Here is a 16,512-nt window from a genome sequence, read left to right as displayed (position 1 = left end):
GCTGGTGAAGCAGGCGTGCCCTTCTTCTCCATGAGCGGCTCTGAGTTTGTTGAAGTGCTGGTCGGTGTTGGTGCCAGTCGCGTGCGTGACCTGTTCGATCAGGCCAAGAAAGCTTCACCGAGCATCATCTTCATCGACGAAATTGACGCCGTTGGTCGCCAGCGTGGTTCCAGCATCAATACCAACGATGAGCGTGAGCAGACCTTGAACCAGTTGCTGGTAGAGATGGACGGCTTTGATGCCCGTCAGGCAGTGGTTGTACTTGCCGCGACCAACCGCCCCGAGGGACTGGATCAGGCACTCCTGCGCCCGGGCCGCTTTGACCGCCGCGTCACTGTTGACCGTCCTGACTGGAACGGTCGCATGTCTATTCTGAAGATCCATACACGCAACGTGCCACTGGCCTCTGATGTTGATTTGCAGGCAATTGCGCGCAGCACGACCGGCATGGTTGGCGCAGACCTGGCAAACCTGGTCAACGAGGCCGCTTTGCTGGCCGCACGCCGTAATCAGGATCTTGTGACGCAGCGCTGTTTTGAAGACGCGCTGGATAAAATTCTGCTCGGTGCTGAACGCCCGCTTGTCCTGAGCGATGAAGACCTGCAAGTCACCGCCTATCATGAAGGCGGTCACGCGCTTGCTGCATTGGTTACCGAAGGTGCAGACCCGATCACCAAAGTGACGATTGTCCCGCGTGGTCAGGCGCTTGGTGTCACGATGGCAACGCCGTTTGATGATCGCTATAACTATCCAAAAGAGTACCTGCTTGCGCAAATCGTGTACGCTCTGGGTGGCCGCGCCGCTGAACAGGCCGTCTTTCACCGTATCACGACCGGAGCCGAGAACGACCTGCAACGCGTTACTATGATTGCACGCCAGATGGTCACACGCTGGGGTATGAGCGAGCGCCTGGGAACCGTTTCCTTCAGCGAGCGTCAAAGCCCGTTCATGGGTGGCGATGTTGGCAACCCGACCGACTACAGTGAGGAAACGGCTCAAATCATTGATGAAGAGATCTCACGGATCGTGAGTGAATGCTATGAGCGCACCTATCAGATCATGCAGCAATATCGCCCAACACTTGACCGCATCGCGGAAGAGCTGCGAAAGCAAGAGACGATCGATGCAAAAGTTCTGCATGCCATCTGTGAGGAGACCGGTGCACCACTCGCGTCGACACAGAAACGACCCAGGGTGCCACAGATCGCGACGACGGTTGCACCACCTCCGCCGCCGGAGCGTCCACAGCCGCCAGAGATGGAACACCAGCAGACCGAATAAAGTAAGAAACGGGGCAGAGCGATCCTCTGTCCCGTTCTTTTTTGCAGACCAGCTTATTCCGCCTCTTCATCCCTTTCCAGCCAGCTCCGCATCAAAGGGTACTCCTTCATTACGGAATCGAGCATCTCGGAGGACAGCGCCATAAAGGTTCCCTGTGCTTCCGCAAGCACCACACTCTCATCTTCGGCCAGAGTGATTTTTCCCGATGCTTGCATCAGGCGCCCCTTCTGTTTCCCCAGTTCCGCACGCACCCGTAGCAAGGGCCCATATGGCACATATTTGCGGTAGCGGATCTCCAACCTGCCTGTCATTGACCAGGCAGGACTATCCGTTAACATAGAGGTACGGTTCAGTGCTTCATCGAGCACGGTTGCAATAATGCCACCATGAATCACACCCGGAAAGCCCTGATGCTCGGCCTGCGGGCGGAAATCGGAAACCACGGTGTCGCCCTCGCGCCGAAATTCCATCTGTAATCCATAGGGATTACGCTTCCCACAGGCGAAACAGAGTTGATAATCCGAACGATCATTTAAATCTGTAATCATCTCTTTATTTCCCCATATATGCTTTAGAAAAGAGCACAAAATACTGAGCGAGTGGTCTTTGTACGCCTCTGCGGTCGAGTCTACCACATCTCAAGGAAGCAAACAATGTACTGCTTCAGCTTGCTTACGTGCAAGCAAACAGAGTATGCTTTGTTAGCAGGAGCATGTTCATTCAGAATCCATCAACTTAGCAGACAGGACGAAAGACAACCATGACACATACCGAGCAGAACACGACCCTGAATCAGAACAAAGAGCAGGCCCGGCAAGAAGCCAGAATGATGCTACAGCTTGAAGAGCTCCGCCAGGAAGTCAACAAAAGCCGGCAGAAGCTGGAACATCGTCAGACACAACTGGCCCAAGCCGCTGAAAAGTACGAAAAAGCACTCCGGGAATTCAACAACCTCAAGCAGCAGCTTGAACAGCTTCAGGCCAGGCCCCTGGAAGAGCCCGTCAAGTCCCATCCCTGACAAAAAGAAGCCGCCCATACACTGTATGGGCGGCATCCCTCAATAGCCAGAAGCAGTACGTAACGTAAAAAGAGAACTATCTGCTTTAGTGAATTGCGACCGGGCTCACCGCATTGGCGGCGTCCTCCGCTGCCTCGGCGGCCTTGCTTTTACCGCGCAACGGGATTTCCTTCAGGAAGAAGACCACCACGAGCGCAAGCGCCATCAGTATCGTACCCAGAATAAAGACGTTGTGAATACCCTGTGTCAGGCCGACTTTAACCGCCTCCATCACCTGATTGTACATCTGCAAGCCATCGACATGCATTGCCTTACCCACAGCGATAAAGCCGGTCTTCATCTTTTCCTGCATATCAGGCGACGTCAATACATTTGGATTATCAAATGCGCTCAACAGCGTCTTCGAGTGATCGGTCGGCAAAGGAATGGACTCAAGCAACTGGCGTAACTTGGCTGGCAGCGCATTGTGAAAATCATCGACATAGCCGGTGTTCATGATCGAACCCATTGCTGAAAGGGCAATCGTGCTACCGATCTGACGGAAGAAGGTCAACGCCGATGTCGCCTGACCCATCTTCTTGTACGGAACCGAGTTCTGTACGATCAGCGTGTAGAGCGACATACCGAAGCCCAGACCCAGGCCCATCACGATCATGGCAATGAGCAGATCGTTCCAGACCGAATTGATATCCAACCGCAACAGAAGCAACGCGCCACCCAGGGCCACAATCATACCACTGATAGCGATGATCTTATATTTACCAATCTTCGAGACCAGGAAGCCCGAAAAGACGCTGGTGATAATCATCGAAATCATCATCGGCGACAGGATCAGGCCACTGTTGGTTGCAGAGATGCCGAGCACGCCCTGAGCATACAGCGGCAGGAAGAAGATACAACCAAACAGCCCCATGTTCGTCAGCATCGTGATCACAACGGAGATGCTGAAGATGTTGTTCTTGAATAGACCAGGATCGATAATCGGCTGCTTCTCACGTCGTGCCAGGAACGCTTCATAGGAGAAGAACACGACAAAGAAGACCAGGCCAAAGATGATCAGGCCAAGCACCTGCCAGGAAAGCCAGGGATACTCAGAGCCACCCCAGCTCAGACCAAGCATCATAGGGACGGTCGCGGCGACCAGGAACAAACAACCGATGTAGTCAACGCGTGCGTCTTTACCGCGCGTGTGCAGTGCAGGCATCAGGAAGATCAGCACTAACAACGCGATCACGCCAACCGGCAGGTTCACATAGAAGACCCAGCGCCAGGAAACGTTCTCGGTAATCCATCCCCCCACGGTAGGACCGAGCACTGATGAGAGACCAAAGATTGAGCCGGTCACGCCCTGCCACTTACCGCGCTCACGCGGAGTAAACAGGTCTCCAACCACAGCCATCGCGATAGGCATCAACGCGGCTGCGCCCAGGCCCTGGAACGCGCGGAAAGCGATAAGCTGGTTCATATCCTGCGCAGCGCCACACATTGCCGAACCGGCCAGGAATAAGATGACTCCAATCAAGAAGATCAATTTACGACCGAACATGTCCGATAACTTACCATAGATCGGAATCATGACGGTCGAAGCCAGCAAATACGCAGTTGAAACCCAGGTATAGCGATCAATACCATTCAGTTCACCGATAATACGCGGCATCGCGGTTGAAACAATGGTCTGGTCCAGCGATGCCAGCAACATTACCAGGAGAACACCAAACATGGTCAGCAGCTTCTCCCGATTGGTAAATTCGGGGCGGCCGCTGTCCATATCCACTGTTTGCCCCGTAACCTCTTTCATAGAATTTGTTCCACCTTCTCTACTGTTTCAAACAAAACAACCACATTGCTACTTATTCTTTGTCACTTGGTTCTTGTTTTCTTGTAATGCCCTGTAAAAAGATGTGTCGAAGCTGGCGAAAGAGCTCGCGATGCGGCACTTCCTTTCCGCCAAGCAAAATAGCGTCATAGCGGCGTATAGAAAAGAGCGAGAAAAATGCATACATCATCGCCTGCGTCGAGATCGATGTTTCGAACTCACCAACCCGTTTCCCCTCTTCCAGAATCTCAACGGTATATCGGCATAATGTATCCATTTTCTCTTTTATACCGTGCTCTTTTTCCTGGAAAACTCGCTTGATATCGACTCCATTGTAGATGGATGACAAAAGCCGAGCTCGCTTACTATAGATGCCAGTAAACACATGCTCGATAAGCCGATCAAGCTTCTCGCTTGGGGTCAGGTCGGCAGCAACAACAGCCTCTACCTCACGCAAAGCAGCCTCAATATTCCAGGTAATCAGAGCCGCAACCAGTTCTTCTTTGCTCGGGAAATGGTGGTAAATAGTCCCCTTCGCTATTCCCACCCGTGCAGCAATCTCATCCATTGAGGTCTCATAGTACCCCTTCTCAAGCAGTATCTCTTCTGCCGCTTTCAGAATAAGCTGCTCTCTCTCCTGTCTCTGTTTCTCTCGTAATGAACAATGCGACTGCATCGTCTGCATATTTTCTTCTTCAGCCGAGGCTGGCTGCCCTCCCGGGTAGTTTTCTGACCTTATGCTCACTATATGACTACCAGTTCTATTCTGTGACTTACCAGTCATTATATTACTATCAGGTCAGGCTCCTGTCAACCCTTCCTCCCCCCAATTTGGGGGAGATCTTTCCTTTGTTCCGTGCTCCATTTGAAAGAGAGACAGGCCTGCTTCCTCTTACAGGCTCCGTCAACGGAGGCATAAATAGCATCCTCCCATTTGTTGTATAACAAGGACAAATAAGAAGATATTCTTACAGTAGCGCTTCAGCAAGCAAGCATTGTACAATTTGCTGTGGTAGCCTCTATTCCTCCTGCCCTGCCAGCATGTGATGGAAGAGAAAGGGCAGTTCCCCATCTCACGGGTGCCAATCTGCCATATGGCAAAATCAGAAATTTTCTATTTTATACTTTTATGAAGGAGTATTCTTGCATGCCTCAAATCGAGACTCGACCCGCACGGCCCGAGGACCGAGATATCGTCCTGGCCTTCTGTGCCCATACATGGGAAGACGGTGACTATATTGAAGAAGTCTGGGATGAATGGTTGAACAATCCGGCGGGACAGCTTGTCGTCGTCACAGTTGACGACCGCCCGGCAGGTATTCTCCATATGGAGATGCTCACCCCTACCGATGCCTGGCTTGAGGGCCTGCGCGTTGATCCAACCTATAGACGTCAGGGCCTGGCCCGACGCATGAATGAGGCCGCGCTGCTGGAGGCCATGCGCCGAGGAGCTCAATATATTCGCATGGCAATCTCGCATGAGAATCAGCGCTCTCTGGAGCTGGCCGAAGCCGGTGGTTTTCGCAAGGTAGCAGGCTTCCTGCCTTTCAGCACCGTTCCGGCACTGGACAAGCTACAGAAGATCTCGGCCAAAGACCGGCCCCGCCCGGCAACGATAGAGGATCTGGATGACATTATCTCGTTCCTCAATGCCTCCAATGTCTTTCCAATCATGGCCGGACTCTATTTCCACCGGTTCCGCGCTATCCCGATCACAGCTGTATTCCTTGAAGAGAAAATCAAAGAGCAACAGATCTATCTCACCAGGCGCTGGGAGAAGCTGGACGGCCTTGCCATTTTTGACGTTTGTCCTCCCAACAACTACTATGGTACACATATCTCGCTTGGCTACATCGATGGCACCTCAATTGAGCCGGTCAGCTTACTGGCTTATGAGCTGCTTCATCATGCCATTACACAGGAGATGGATCGCGTGCGTGTCTACCTGCCCGATCAGGTCTTTATGCGCGACGCATTCTCTGGCGTGGGCTACACTGGAGCCAGCTTCGAGGAAAACGATAACCTCTTCTTTGTCTATGAGAAAGGTCTTTTCTAAGCCTTTCTGGACGCTCCAAAAAAACAACGGGTGGTTCTACAAAACAAACCACCCTTTTTTCTTGACGTTTTCCCTACTCGGTCTCTATCGCCGCATCCACATTCTTCAACCCGTGATACTGTAAAAGCCAGCAGCCATAGTTCATCCCGCCACCAACCGCCGGTAGCGCGAGCCACTGTCCGGGCTTCAGTTTCTCAGCCTTTAAGAGCTCGACAAGGGCAGTGCCAATGCTGGCATTGGACAGGTTGCCGTAGTAGCTGAAGTTATGGGCCAGCTTCTCCATAGTATTTTGCGGCCAGCCATAGTCATTGATCAACAGCTCACCCAGGCGGCGCGTCATGCGTGAGTTGGCCTGATGCGGCACAATATGGCTGATGTCATCATAGGACAGACCGGAATGACGCAACAGCGCATCGGTGCTTTCGGCCATCGCGCGTGGGGCCTCGCGGAACACCTCTTTACCGTTCATCTTGGTATAGCCGACATGATACTGAGAGAGTAGAACGCTGAGTTCTTTTCCGCGCCCTTCCTTAAAGAGTTGCTGAATCTTCAGGTCAACTTCGGCCATCTCAATACTATCTTTACGCAACGGTGTCTGGTAGTAAAGGGAGCTCGCTTGTCCGGCATCGGAGCCATTGATAGCAAACGTCTCATAATTTTCCGTCTCGCCCGCTTCCACCGCTTCCAAAATATAAGCAGCCGCGCCTTCACCAAAGAGGGAGCTTGTCTTCCAATCCAGGACATGCATGATATTCGGCAGCAGTCCTTCTGAGGTAATGAGCAGGACGCGCTTTGCAGAACCGGCCTTCAGCACTTCACAGCACATCTGAAATGCTTCTGTCTGACAGGCACAGGCGCCTCGCAGCATTGTAGCTCTGATCGTGGGAATGCCCAGGCGGTGCTGTACCAGACCAGCAATGGTGGGGAAGGCATCATTATCCGAGGAGGAAGCACCAATAACCGTATCGATATCGCTTGCCTGCAAGCCCGCGCTTGCCAGAGCACGTTGAGCCGCGATCACAGCCATATCGGTCAGAGTCTCGTCCTGGGAACCATCTGACGGATAGATCAAACCGGGTGCATCTTCGCCAGCCATCCTTTTACACAGATCCAGCGTGCTGACACGTACATGTCGGGTCTTGAGCCCGGTCACTCGCTCCAGGTCTGCCGCTTTGCGGGGATCACCTAACTGGGTTGAAATGTAAGCAAAAAAATCATTTGTGATAATGCCTTTAGGCGCGTAACTCCCCAACCCGATGAGGCGCACTTTCGCCCGAGTGTAGATCTGTGGCACGATATACGTATACGCAGGCCATTGACCTGAAGGGGTAGAAGTCATTCTTAAAAAAAACCTCCATAATGAGGATGGAATAGAACATACTGTACGCTAAGTATAGCACATCTCATTTGTCTCTGAGCATCCCAAAAAACGCAAGAATGGCTACTTACTGATCCGCACTCGCTCTTTCTGTTTCCCTCCTGCATCTCCCCCATTCGCGCTATACTGCTGAACCGCGTTTTCGCATCCGGACCCCTTGCTTTCCCCTTCTTGACCGAAAATGCTACTATATAGATGCACGATCGATACATGAGAGGTGCCTACATCAGATTCAGCCGGAGAAGAAGAGCATAATGGCTACCGCAACGGTTCATCCAGTAGAAACTGAAGAAACGGAACGTCGCCCCCGTCAGGTTCACACGATCACCGACCGTTATTCTGTTGCCAATACATTCCTGCTTGATGATGGAAAATTGATCGTTGTTGATCCTGGCTCAGATACCTCTGTACGCCTGCTATTGACCTATATACAGCGTTTTCTCAAGCGGTCGGTCTCCGATATTGACCTGATCGTGCTCACGCATCTGCACGAGCCTCACCTTGCCGGACTGTCTCTGTTACGGCGTTATTGCCAGGCTCCGGTAGCAGCCTCAGCCATCATCCGCACGCTGGCACAAGAAGAGCGAGGAAGCATTTTCCCGTACTTCAGCCATATGGCAGAAAAGCTGCTCAGTCATGCCGCACCCCACGTTGATCTACTTCCTCCAAGCTATAGCGCCCATCTGCACTGGGTTGAGCTCTGGCTTGACGATGTGAGTGGGCTTCCCGAGCATCCGGACTGGCGCGTTATTGCCAGCCCGGGGCATACCCCCGAAAGCATCTGCCTGTACAATCCCTTCACGCTTGAGCTGCTCTGCGGTGATACCATCTCAACTGTTGAAGGTCATGGTCCGCTGTTGCATGTCGGGGCCAATCGCCAGCGCCTCTACGAAACGTTTCAGGTGCTTCGTGAGCTCCCGGTGCGCTATCTCTATCCCGGACACGGACGGCCCATTCTGGCCATGCATCCCCTTCAGCACACCGAGATCCAATGGTAGACTTGCCCTATTTCTGTCTGCTAGGCAACTTGATAGGAGAAGGACCAATGCCGCTGATGGGTGCCGCAAACGGGCGCGGCGTAATGATCTGGCGTAGCGATGACGTTCGAGCAGCAGAAGCGGAAAGATAGGCCATCTTCAGGTTACCAATAATGACAATATCGCCTTCCTGCAAACGGCGCGGCATCATCAACGGCTCATCGTTCACCTTTGTGCCATTGCGACTGCCAATATCCTGTACATAGTCTCCGTCGGCCTGTCGCAAGAACTGAAGATGCCGTCTCGAAATAGAGCTATCATTAATCACAATATCGCTCTCAATGCCTCGCCCGAGTGTAATCAACGAGCGATCAATCAGAAAGCTGCTGCCCGCCATACTGCCCTCTTGAATCACCATCACCGCGCAAGCGGTCTCAGTCAGCGGCAAAGGCGCGGCCTGCTGTAGCTCAGCCGTCTCTTTCCATTCCTCAGTGACACCGCTTGCCAGCTTCTCATTCTGTCCGAGCGGCCTTGTAGGCGGAAGCACTCGGCTTTTCTCGCTGGTTCTATCATCATCCATTGCCAGATCATCAGAGGAGAGCCAGCGATGATGGGCCAATGGATCAACGTCCAGCAACGGCATGTCCTTCTGTTCAGCAAGCGAGAAAGTGAAACGATGCTCACCAACTTCCAGCACATCATTTGATTCTAGTTGAGCATAGCCGCGCACCCGTCGTCCATTCAGCAGCACCCCATTGAGGCTTTCGCAATCGGTGAGATAGACGGTTCCCTGAACCCAGGCAATTTCGGCATGATGGCGTGAGGCAAGCTCATCATCCAGCCAGATATCATTATCCTCATCACGCCCGATAGTCATAATTGCCCGTTTCAGTGCAAGGCGCTGTCCCTGAAAGTTACCGCTACGGTACTCCAGCCAACCCCAGGGAATCTCCTCGCCATACACAAAAGGGACAGGGACACCAGGCTGTTTCCGTGGGGGAAAATACTTGCCAGTTGCCTCAGATGGCTGTGATAAACGCTCTTCTTTGCGCGGTGCGCGAGGGGCAGTCCAGAGACAATAGGCCAGCGCGCCACCAAGCGGCACCAACCAGCCCATCACAAGCATGTAGACTAGCACGACCCCTTTTTCGGTCTGAGAAACCACACCACCATCTTCAAAGCACATATCAAACCAGACCTTTGCCGGTACAAGCAGGCCACCGACAACAAGGCATACGCCGATAACACCGACCAACTGCCTGAGAGTTCCTCGTTTCCGCAAGACAGTATGTAACGAGGTTCCCAGAATAGCCAGTGTACAGCAGGCAAAACCACCAAAAAAACCGCCATAAAACCAGATGGGGAATCCTACAATACTTGTCTCCATCCTCCCTCACACCCTATTCCTGCCTTACACATAGAACCTACATCGTCCACAAGAAGACAATGTATGTAGAACGAACCAGCCACCGGGATTTTGTGCAGTCTCTATTCCCACCGCCTGTCTGCGGCTTCTTTTTGCGGGATTATTTGAGGATGTCTGTCGTATATGACAATCTAGAGCAGACGGTATTTGCATCTCTTTATCACAGGATTCATGCTCGAACCCGTTCTCCCATTACATCACCAAAGCCTTTCCTGATGCTCAAGCGCTCAGATGACAGCAACCTTCTTTTCACGGCGCAAGAAGCAGCAGCAAAACGCTGGTCATGCCTTGCCATTGTCAGAATGCACTTGCGGTTCTGACAGAAGACAACTTTGCAGGCATCATATCATCTTGTTTCATTCAAGACAAAAAGGTAGGAAAAGTGGGTGATTCTTTACAGCCTTCTCTCGCCTGGCTGGTAATTGTACACATTACACTTCCTTTTTTACAGGAGGATTTGTACATTGTCATATGCCCGAGAACCAACTAGAGTAATAACTGACTTTATTCCTTCATGCTGTCTTCGTAGGTTCCCTGTTTTAGTTCTTAGTGAGGTTCTCATGGCTTCTCCTCCAACACGTATACAAGCGCCAAATGGACTCAACAGTATTACAAAGCGCTCAAAAGGACCGGTACTTCCGTCCTCATTACGTCCCTTGACCGACGCCCATTTTGCCACTTTCTGGGGGGGCGCGTTCATTTCCAGCATTGGTTTCTGGGTTCAAAGCATCGGTGAAGGCTGGCAGGTGTTGCGATTGACAAACTCCCCATTTCTCCTCGGTTTGGTCGCCTTCGCCTCCACCGTACCCAACCTGGTTCTTTCTCCGATTGGCGGGGTGATCGCGGATCGCTTCAAACGCCGGCATATCCTGATCTGCACGCAAGCAACCTATATGCTGCTTACTCTTTTTCTCAGTATTGTCTCATTCTTACATTTGATTACGGTCTGGCATATTATCACAGTTGCCTTTCTGATTGGATTGGTCAGCACGGTCAGCTTTCCTGCATGGCAGGCTTTCACCTCGGATATTACGCCGCCAAGCATGCTGCGCCAGGGTATCGCGCTTCAATCGATGCAGTTCAATCTTTCCCGTGTGATCGGTCCCGCCATCGGTGGCATTCTGGTCGGCGCTGTCGGTGTGGCTGGCTCTTACTTTTTAAACAGTCTCAGTTACCTGGCTATTATCATTCCTTTACTCCTGATTCGTCCCAGAAGTGAGCAGAACATCCAGCGCCCCAAAGGACAAAGCCTGTTCCAGAGCCTGGGCGAGGGATTGCAGTATGTGCGCTCCCGCCCATCCCTGATGGCCCTGCTTGGCGTGCAATTCGTAGTGGCATTCCTTGTTTACCCGTTCAGCACACTACTTCCGGTATTCGCGGACTCAATCTTTCACAGTGGAGCGAACGGTCTGGGCCTCCTCAATTCAGCAACCGGTATTGGTGCATTGCTTGGTTCAATCACGCTTGTTTCGCTGACCTCGCGCATGCGTAACGGGCTGCGGGTGCTGATCATCGTGTCCAGCATCGGAGGCGTCACCAGCCTGGTGTTTGCGCTCTCACAAAACCTGTCACTATCGCTGGCACTGCTTGTGCTGCTTGGCACCTGCACCGTCATATCATCGACCATGACCAACACCACCATTCAGACAATGGTGCCGCAGGAAATGCGAGCGCGTGTGCTCAGCCTGTGGATCCTGATTACCTCGGGCCTGGCGCCATTCGGCAATCTCTGCGCAGGCTGGATGGCGCAGCTCTTTGGCGCACCGCTCACCCTCAGCGTCGCTGGCGTTGCCTGCGTGTTCCTCTCACTGCTCTTCCTGCTGGTACGCGCTCGCCCGGTCATAGAGTAGTTTGGAAGTGGCGGGGTCCATCTCGCTCCGCCACTCAACCTGCATTGCAATCTCCCCCTCTCCTGCAAGAACAAAAACGGGAAATATAGCCTATTTATCGTGAATATTTCTGGACCAAATTGTATCATTATGTTACCGGTATCCCTTTATCCCGTTAGGGTTAGCAGAGAATATCAGGAATTATCCGCATTTTTTGTAAGGACTACATCAGTACATCCTTGCTTTGTAATGTAGGACTGTAATGTAGGAGGAGCTCATACGTGAAAATCATGGTAGCGGATGATGACCGCGACATGGTAGATATGTTGAGTTACTGGCTCAAGGGGCATGGATACGACGTGGTGCGGGCGTTCGACGGAGAACAGGCCATCAAGCGCTGGCGTGAAACGCTCCCTGACCTCGTAATCCTGGATATCCAGATGCCCAAACTCGATGGTTTTGAAGTTTGCCGTCAGATGAGGATGGAAACAAACTCCATGGTCCTCATCCTGACAGCTCATGATAGAGAAGACGATGAAGTTCGCGGTCTGGAACTCGGGGCCGATGACTATTTACGAAAGCCGTTCAGCCCCCGCCAGTTGCTTGCCAGGATCAAGGCGCTGATGCGGCGGGCCAATACGGTACGTGGGGTAACGGGATCATCCACCATCACGGTCGGCCCTTTTACCCTGGACGCGATGCGGCATGAGGTCACACGAGATGGGGTGAAAATCCGCCTGACACCGACCGAAAGCCGCTTACTTCACCTGTTAATCAGTCATACAGGGCAGGTACTCACCACCGATATGATTATCGAGCGGATCTGGGGCTATGACGATGCCGGAGATTCCGGCCTGGTGAAAACCCATATCCGACATTTACGCCAGAAGGTTGAACCCGCACCCAACAGCCCCCAGTTTATTATGACGGTTCCGGGCGTTGGTTACACCTTTACGGCTCCCATCACCATCGAGCCGTGAAACCGGGGGATCTTCTTATCCCCCTGCTTTCAGGCTTCTTAACCGGAGAGAGGAGAATCTTAACCGGAACACAACCAGACACATGCCCGACTGCCCTGCTCCAAACAGGTACACTATCAAACAAGGAGTTGCACAGCAGAAGCAGCGAATGAAGCAAATGGGGAAAAGCAGTTATAGATATGGCTATGGACATTAAGAACAAGAGAACGCGTCTCTCAACGCAACAGCTCTCATCGGCCAGAGCGACCATCCAGGGACAGATCAAGCAGTCAACGCCACATGGTCCCCGAGGAACGGAATTTCTCCCTTCTCGGTCCGGTCTCTGTTCCTGTACTGCCGCTTCTCCCCGGCTTCAGAGCGGCAAAGCGGCGCGCTGGGTTCCAGTCGCCTCCCCTTTGCTGGCACAATTACGACAGCATCTGACCGAGTTGCTGAAGTCAGAAGAATGCTTCAGTATCTTTCTGCTTCACGCTCATCAGCTCATTACCGATGCGCAGCCCTCGCACCTGGCGCACGGACAGCTCAAGCAGCTTCTTGCGGCAGTACAGCGAGGGATACGGGCCACAGATAGGCCCCTGACCGACAATGAAACGGGATCCATCTACCTGCTACGAGGAGCGAACAAACAGGACGCCAGTCGCATTCTTGAGCGTTTTGTGCAGAGCATTCAACTGCTCCAACCCGAAACCTTCATTCCGCCACTGGCACATGAAACGCACATCGTACTGGGTAGTTGCTCCTTTCCAGAAGATGGCAAATCACTGGAACGCCTGCTCTATCAGTGCGGGAAAGTGACGCGCCAGGTTACTTTTCGGTCGGCACTGCTGCCACAGCAGCCCCGAAAACCGGAAAGCGTGTATCCGGGAATTCCGTTTCTCAAGCTGCCGAAACGGCTTTCGGATCACCTTACACGGTATATTCCGTATTCTGTCGCCCGGCAACTTCACTGCGCTCCTGTCGGAAAAGAACAGCGACATCTGACCGTGGCGATGCTACATCCGACCGATCAAGAAGCTGTTCGCTATCTACAACAACTCACTGGCATGCTGATCTTCCCTGTTGCCTGTGCACTGGAGGAGCTTGATGAGTTGCTGGAAACGCCGTGGTAACCGCATTCAGGTTACTAAAATCCGTGGTGATGAATATTTAATCACATGAACACAAAAATTAACCAGATCGCAACTGTTCCTTAACTGGGACCAGAGTCACCATTGGTTACTATAATATGCAATGAGACAAATTTATGTATCTCATAGTGTCGTCTTTTCATTTTACATTGCTAGTGTCAAGTGTACTTATCTAAGATATTAAGGAGATCTACAGATGGTTGTTCAGATGATCCAGGACGATACCCTTCTGACCTTCAAAGAGGCAATGGACTACCTGCGTGTGAGCCGCTCCACGCTCTATCGCCTGATGTGGTCCGGCCAGCTTACCGGTCACAAGGTTGGCAGCACATGGCGCTTCTATCGTGAGGATCTACGCGCGTGCGTTGGCCGCGAGACTTCCTCAACGGGAATGGCTCAGAACCAGTAACAAGGAAACTCCTTTTCTTTTCATCCCTTTTCCTTTATCTGATTCCGAGCAACCAATAACCATCTTTCATTTGCATACAAAAAGCGGCGTATCCCCTATTTATACGCCGCTTATCTTTTGTTCTGGCCTCAGATCACATCAAACCCGACGATCTTATATTCACCATTGACATTCCGCACGTCCAGCTTGACCGTGTAGGTCTGCCTGTCCCTCGTAACCTCATAGAGGATGGGAATCTCCATCAGGTTGGTATCACCGGTTGCCTGTCCCGGCTTCGGCGAGAACGAGCGCACCTCTCCATACTGCTGATCGCGCTCCTTCGCCATCGTCTCAAATTGCTCTTTTGTCAGGCTACCGCCATCTCGAAGGCTGAGGAGGCTATAGGCCTTCTCATACTCCTTGTTCTGAATCGCCATATAATACTGGTTCACGATCGTGCTGGCGACCGACTTGGAAAAAGCAGAAGACATCGTCGGCGTCAGGATCGAGCAGAGTGAACAGCTCAGCACGATCAAGACAACAAAGGCCCCCAAGGAGATCCAGGTCCACGTGTGAGGGCGCTTCCGTCCCCGTGGTGCAGCCATAACAGGTGGCGGCGCAGGAGTCACGTGATAGGACTGTATTTCGGGCATGGGCTCAGCCGGGCGAGCGGCCGGCTCGGGAGGAGCTTCTTTTCGCTCGGGCATATTCTGGTAGAAATCCGGTGGCGGAGGATAGACAAATGTCCCTTTCTCGCCCTCGCTCGGCTTCTGTTCAGCGGGAGCGGGTTGTTGTTCCTCCGCTTTCACGTCCTCAGCAGGCGGCTCCAGTTCTTCCCGAGAATATTCAAAAAATGGTTGAGAACCCGAAGTGGGCTCTTCTTCTGATGAATGATGAGGAGTTTGCATAATAAATTACTGATTACTGCTCCTGATATACTTCTCAAAATAGGATACAAACCGAGACCGGTTCATAACTCACTCTATCACTATTGGACCATTAACTCAAATTCTTTTTCCAGTTCCTCCTGCACACGTCTCTCGGCATCTTTCCCCGACACTTTAAAATTGCGTGCATATGCCAGAGCACGCTCTACATATAAGGCGGCCACTTTTTCACGCTGCACCCGCAATGGCGGCATCGGGCGCAGTTGGATCTGTTCAGGCGCATAGAAATCATGCTCGCTTAGCCCAATGGCCAGAAGACGCGCTATTTCTTCTACGAGAAGACGCATCTTCGGGTTGTTAAACATTCCCGTCCGGTTGCTTGAAACAATAATCACGCCAGCAATTTTACCACGCCACATCACCGGTGCGGCGCAAGCACTTTTTTCATGCTCATCAACCTCAACTGGTTGCCGCTGTTCCTGACTGCTATCCCATGTCTGTGTACGAAGCGTCAGTGCGGCGTTTCCCGCAAGGGTGGTCCGCCCGAGAAACACCTTTCCCTCGGCCTCATTTTCCCAGGGATACGTTCCACGCACAAAGATCTCATAGAGAGAATGGACCTTTGCATCAGGGCGCGGCGGCATCAACCTGGCATAGGTGAGCGCCATGCCCTGTTGCGGCTTACCCAACAGTTGCAGCACCTGCTCAAAGAGTTCACGAGCAATCGTAAAAAAGCACTGGTCTGCATCCTGAATGGTCGCAGCCAGATAATGTATCCGCCTGTAGACATCGCCCGGTAGTTCGGGAACGTCCTCAGTCGCCTCGCTGATCGTTCCAGGAAACGTCTCGTTAATGGCCTGAATTAGCGTCTGCCGATGTTCCGGCAGGACGTCCGGCAACTCCTTGAGATGGACGGGCCGGGGCCGAGAAGCACCGCTCATCCAGCGATAGACCGTGTTTTCAGCCACTTCAAGCGCCCGGGATACCCGGGTCACCTGAGCTCTGTCACGCCGCAATAGTGAACGCAAGGTAGTGCAAAACACCGATTGTCCCTTTGCTTCAGCAGAGGCAGCCTTGCTCCCGCGCCTCTTCCGTTCCCCTGGCTGCTTCTCATCTGTAGCAGGTACACGTCTCTCTCGGGTGCGGTCCTGACCTTTGTTTCCACCGATCATATTACGGCGTGTTGAGCGACGACGTTTCTTTACGGGCAAATCGTCTTCAGTACGTCCTTGCATCGTAATCCGTCCTTTAACAAAAAAATACAGTACCCACTACAAAACTTTGGCCTTTAAATTATACCATATAATATGAAACTTGTAGCCCCTTTTATGAAAAGATACACAAAAAAT

Annotated in this window: 15 protein-coding genes; 8 read left to right on the top strand and 7 right to left on the bottom strand. The window is 52.3% G+C overall.

What is annotated here, in order from left to right:
* Positions 1-1,281, top strand: a 1,281-nt coding sequence (locus EI42_RS19020; RefSeq protein WP_146505377.1) for an ATP-dependent metallopeptidase FtsH/Yme1/Tma family protein, incomplete at its 5' end; no start/stop codon positions are given.
* Between the two features lie 53 nt (positions 1,282-1,334).
* On the opposite strand, the gene EI42_RS19015 is transcribed toward EI42_RS19020, so the two are convergent.
* Positions 1,335-1,829 (bottom strand): PaaI family thioesterase, encoded by a 495-nt coding sequence (locus EI42_RS19015; protein ID WP_111324214.1) that lies wholly within the window; start codon positions 1,827-1,829, stop codon positions 1,335-1,337.
* Between the two features lie 212 nt (positions 1,830-2,041).
* Between EI42_RS19015 and EI42_RS19010 the strand changes: the two genes are divergently transcribed.
* Positions 2,042-2,299 carry a hypothetical protein gene (locus tag EI42_RS19010; RefSeq protein ID WP_111324213.1) on the top strand — a complete coding sequence of 86 codons (258 nt, stop codon included), beginning with the start codon at positions 2,042-2,044 and terminating at the stop codon, positions 2,297-2,299.
* An 85-nt stretch (positions 2,300-2,384) separates the two neighbouring features.
* Here the strand turns inward: EI42_RS19010 and EI42_RS19005 are convergent, their stop codons facing one another.
* A complete protein-coding gene (locus tag EI42_RS19005; RefSeq protein WP_111324212.1) occupies positions 2,385-4,097 on the bottom strand; it encodes an MDR family MFS transporter in 1,713 nt (570 codons plus the stop codon).
* Between the two features lie 52 nt (positions 4,098-4,149).
* Positions 4,150-4,791 carry a TetR/AcrR family transcriptional regulator gene (locus EI42_RS19000; RefSeq protein ID WP_211326253.1) on the bottom strand — a complete coding sequence of 214 codons (642 nt, stop codon included), beginning with the start codon at positions 4,789-4,791 and terminating at the stop codon, positions 4,150-4,152.
* A gap of 471 nt (positions 4,792-5,262) precedes the next feature.
* On the opposite strand from EI42_RS19000, the gene EI42_RS18995 reads away from it, so the two are divergent.
* Positions 5,263-6,171 (top strand): GNAT family N-acetyltransferase, encoded by a 909-nt coding sequence (locus tag EI42_RS18995; protein WP_170142749.1) that lies wholly within the window; start codon positions 5,263-5,265, stop codon positions 6,169-6,171.
* A gap of 73 nt (positions 6,172-6,244) precedes the next feature.
* Here EI42_RS18995 and EI42_RS18990 read toward each other — a convergent pair whose 3' ends face one another.
* Entirely contained in the window at positions 6,245-7,510 is a 1,266-nt protein-coding gene (locus EI42_RS18990) for a 3-oxoacyl-ACP synthase III family protein (protein WP_111324209.1), read from the bottom strand.
* Between the two features lie 293 nt (positions 7,511-7,803).
* Between EI42_RS18990 and EI42_RS18985 the strand changes: the two genes are divergently transcribed.
* Positions 7,804-8,547 carry an MBL fold metallo-hydrolase gene (locus EI42_RS18985; RefSeq protein ID WP_111324208.1) on the top strand — a complete coding sequence of 248 codons (744 nt, stop codon included), beginning with the start codon at positions 7,804-7,806 and terminating at the stop codon, positions 8,545-8,547.
* Between the two features lie 7 nt (positions 8,548-8,554).
* On the opposite strand, the gene EI42_RS18980 is transcribed toward EI42_RS18985, so the two are convergent.
* Positions 8,555-9,913 carry an FHA domain-containing protein gene (locus tag EI42_RS18980; protein WP_111324207.1) on the bottom strand — a complete coding sequence of 453 codons (1,359 nt, stop codon included), beginning with the start codon at positions 9,911-9,913 and terminating at the stop codon, positions 8,555-8,557.
* A gap of 599 nt (positions 9,914-10,512) precedes the next feature.
* Between EI42_RS18980 and EI42_RS18975 the strand changes: the two genes are divergently transcribed.
* From EI42_RS18975 to EI42_RS18960, 4 genes are all read left to right on the top strand, one after another.
* Positions 10,513-11,802: an MFS transporter gene (locus tag EI42_RS18975; RefSeq protein WP_111324206.1), complete on the top strand. Its 1,290-nt coding sequence runs from the start codon at positions 10,513-10,515 to the stop codon at positions 11,800-11,802.
* A gap of 269 nt (positions 11,803-12,071) precedes the next feature.
* Positions 12,072-12,761, top strand: a complete 690-nt coding sequence (locus EI42_RS18970; protein ID WP_246046401.1) for a response regulator transcription factor — start codon at positions 12,072-12,074, stop codon at positions 12,759-12,761.
* Between the two features lie 185 nt (positions 12,762-12,946).
* Positions 12,947-13,870 (top strand): GspE/PulE/PilB domain-containing protein, encoded by a 924-nt coding sequence (locus tag EI42_RS18965; RefSeq protein WP_211326252.1) that lies wholly within the window; start codon positions 12,947-12,949, stop codon positions 13,868-13,870.
* A 214-nt stretch (positions 13,871-14,084) separates the two neighbouring features.
* Positions 14,085-14,297, top strand: coding sequence for a helix-turn-helix domain-containing protein (locus tag EI42_RS18960; protein WP_211326251.1), 213 nt, complete (start codon positions 14,085-14,087; stop codon positions 14,295-14,297).
* Positions 14,298-14,425: 128 nt separating this feature from the next.
* Here the strand turns inward: EI42_RS18960 and EI42_RS18955 are convergent, their stop codons facing one another.
* Together EI42_RS18955 and EI42_RS18950 are read right to left on the bottom strand one after the other, a co-directional pair.
* Positions 14,426-15,184 carry a hypothetical protein gene (locus EI42_RS18955; RefSeq protein ID WP_111324203.1) on the bottom strand — a complete coding sequence of 253 codons (759 nt, stop codon included), beginning with the start codon at positions 15,182-15,184 and terminating at the stop codon, positions 14,426-14,428.
* 80 nt (positions 15,185-15,264) lie between these two features.
* The gene (locus EI42_RS18950; protein ID WP_111324202.1) at positions 15,265-16,398 is read right to left on the bottom strand and encodes a GAF domain-containing protein; all 1,134 of its coding nucleotides are present in this window, start codon (positions 16,396-16,398) and stop codon (positions 15,265-15,267) included.
* Positions 16,399-16,512: the final 114 nt, after the last annotated feature.

The organism is Thermosporothrix hazakensis (genome assembly GCF_003253565.1).
GTDB classification, from domain to species: Bacteria; Chloroflexota; Ktedonobacteria; order Ktedonobacterales; family Ktedonobacteraceae; genus Thermosporothrix; species Thermosporothrix hazakensis.
This window is presented reverse-complemented; position numbering and strand designations above follow the sequence as displayed.

What these genes read in the sequence shown, in the direction of transcription:
- EI42_RS18965 (WP_211326252.1), top strand. Translation starts at nt 12,947, where the DNA reads ATGGACATTAAGAACAAGAGAACGCGTCTCTCAACGCAACAGCTCTCA.
- EI42_RS19000 (WP_211326253.1), bottom strand. Translation starts at nt 4,791, where the DNA reads ATGCAGTCGCATTGTTCATTACGAGAGAAACAGAGACAGGAGAGAGAG.
- EI42_RS18995 (WP_170142749.1), top strand. Translation starts at nt 5,263, where the DNA reads ATGCCTCAAATCGAGACTCGACCCGCACGGCCCGAGGACCGAGATATC.
- EI42_RS18975 (WP_111324206.1), top strand. Translation starts at nt 10,513, where the DNA reads ATGGCTTCTCCTCCAACACGTATACAAGCGCCAAATGGACTCAACAGT.
- EI42_RS18950 (WP_111324202.1), bottom strand. Translation starts at nt 16,398, where the DNA reads ATGCAAGGACGTACTGAAGACGATTTGCCCGTAAAGAAACGTCGTCGC.
- EI42_RS18990 (WP_111324209.1), bottom strand. Translation starts at nt 7,510, where the DNA reads ATGACTTCTACCCCTTCAGGTCAATGGCCTGCGTATACGTATATCGTG.
- EI42_RS18970 (WP_246046401.1), top strand. Translation starts at nt 12,072, where the DNA reads ATGGTAGCGGATGATGACCGCGACATGGTAGATATGTTGAGTTACTGG.
- EI42_RS18985 (WP_111324208.1), top strand. Translation starts at nt 7,804, where the DNA reads ATGGCTACCGCAACGGTTCATCCAGTAGAAACTGAAGAAACGGAACGT.
- EI42_RS19005 (WP_111324212.1), bottom strand. Translation starts at nt 4,097, where the DNA reads ATGAAAGAGGTTACGGGGCAAACAGTGGATATGGACAGCGGCCGCCCC.
- EI42_RS18980 (WP_111324207.1), bottom strand. Translation starts at nt 9,913, where the DNA reads ATGGAGACAAGTATTGTAGGATTCCCCATCTGGTTTTATGGCGGTTTT.
- EI42_RS19010 (WP_111324213.1), top strand. Translation starts at nt 2,042, where the DNA reads ATGACACATACCGAGCAGAACACGACCCTGAATCAGAACAAAGAGCAG.
- EI42_RS18955 (WP_111324203.1), bottom strand. Translation starts at nt 15,184, where the DNA reads ATGCAAACTCCTCATCATTCATCAGAAGAAGAGCCCACTTCGGGTTCT.
- EI42_RS19015 (WP_111324214.1), bottom strand. Translation starts at nt 1,829, where the DNA reads ATGATTACAGATTTAAATGATCGTTCGGATTATCAACTCTGTTTCGCC.
- EI42_RS18960 (WP_211326251.1), top strand. Translation starts at nt 14,085, where the DNA reads ATGGTTGTTCAGATGATCCAGGACGATACCCTTCTGACCTTCAAAGAG.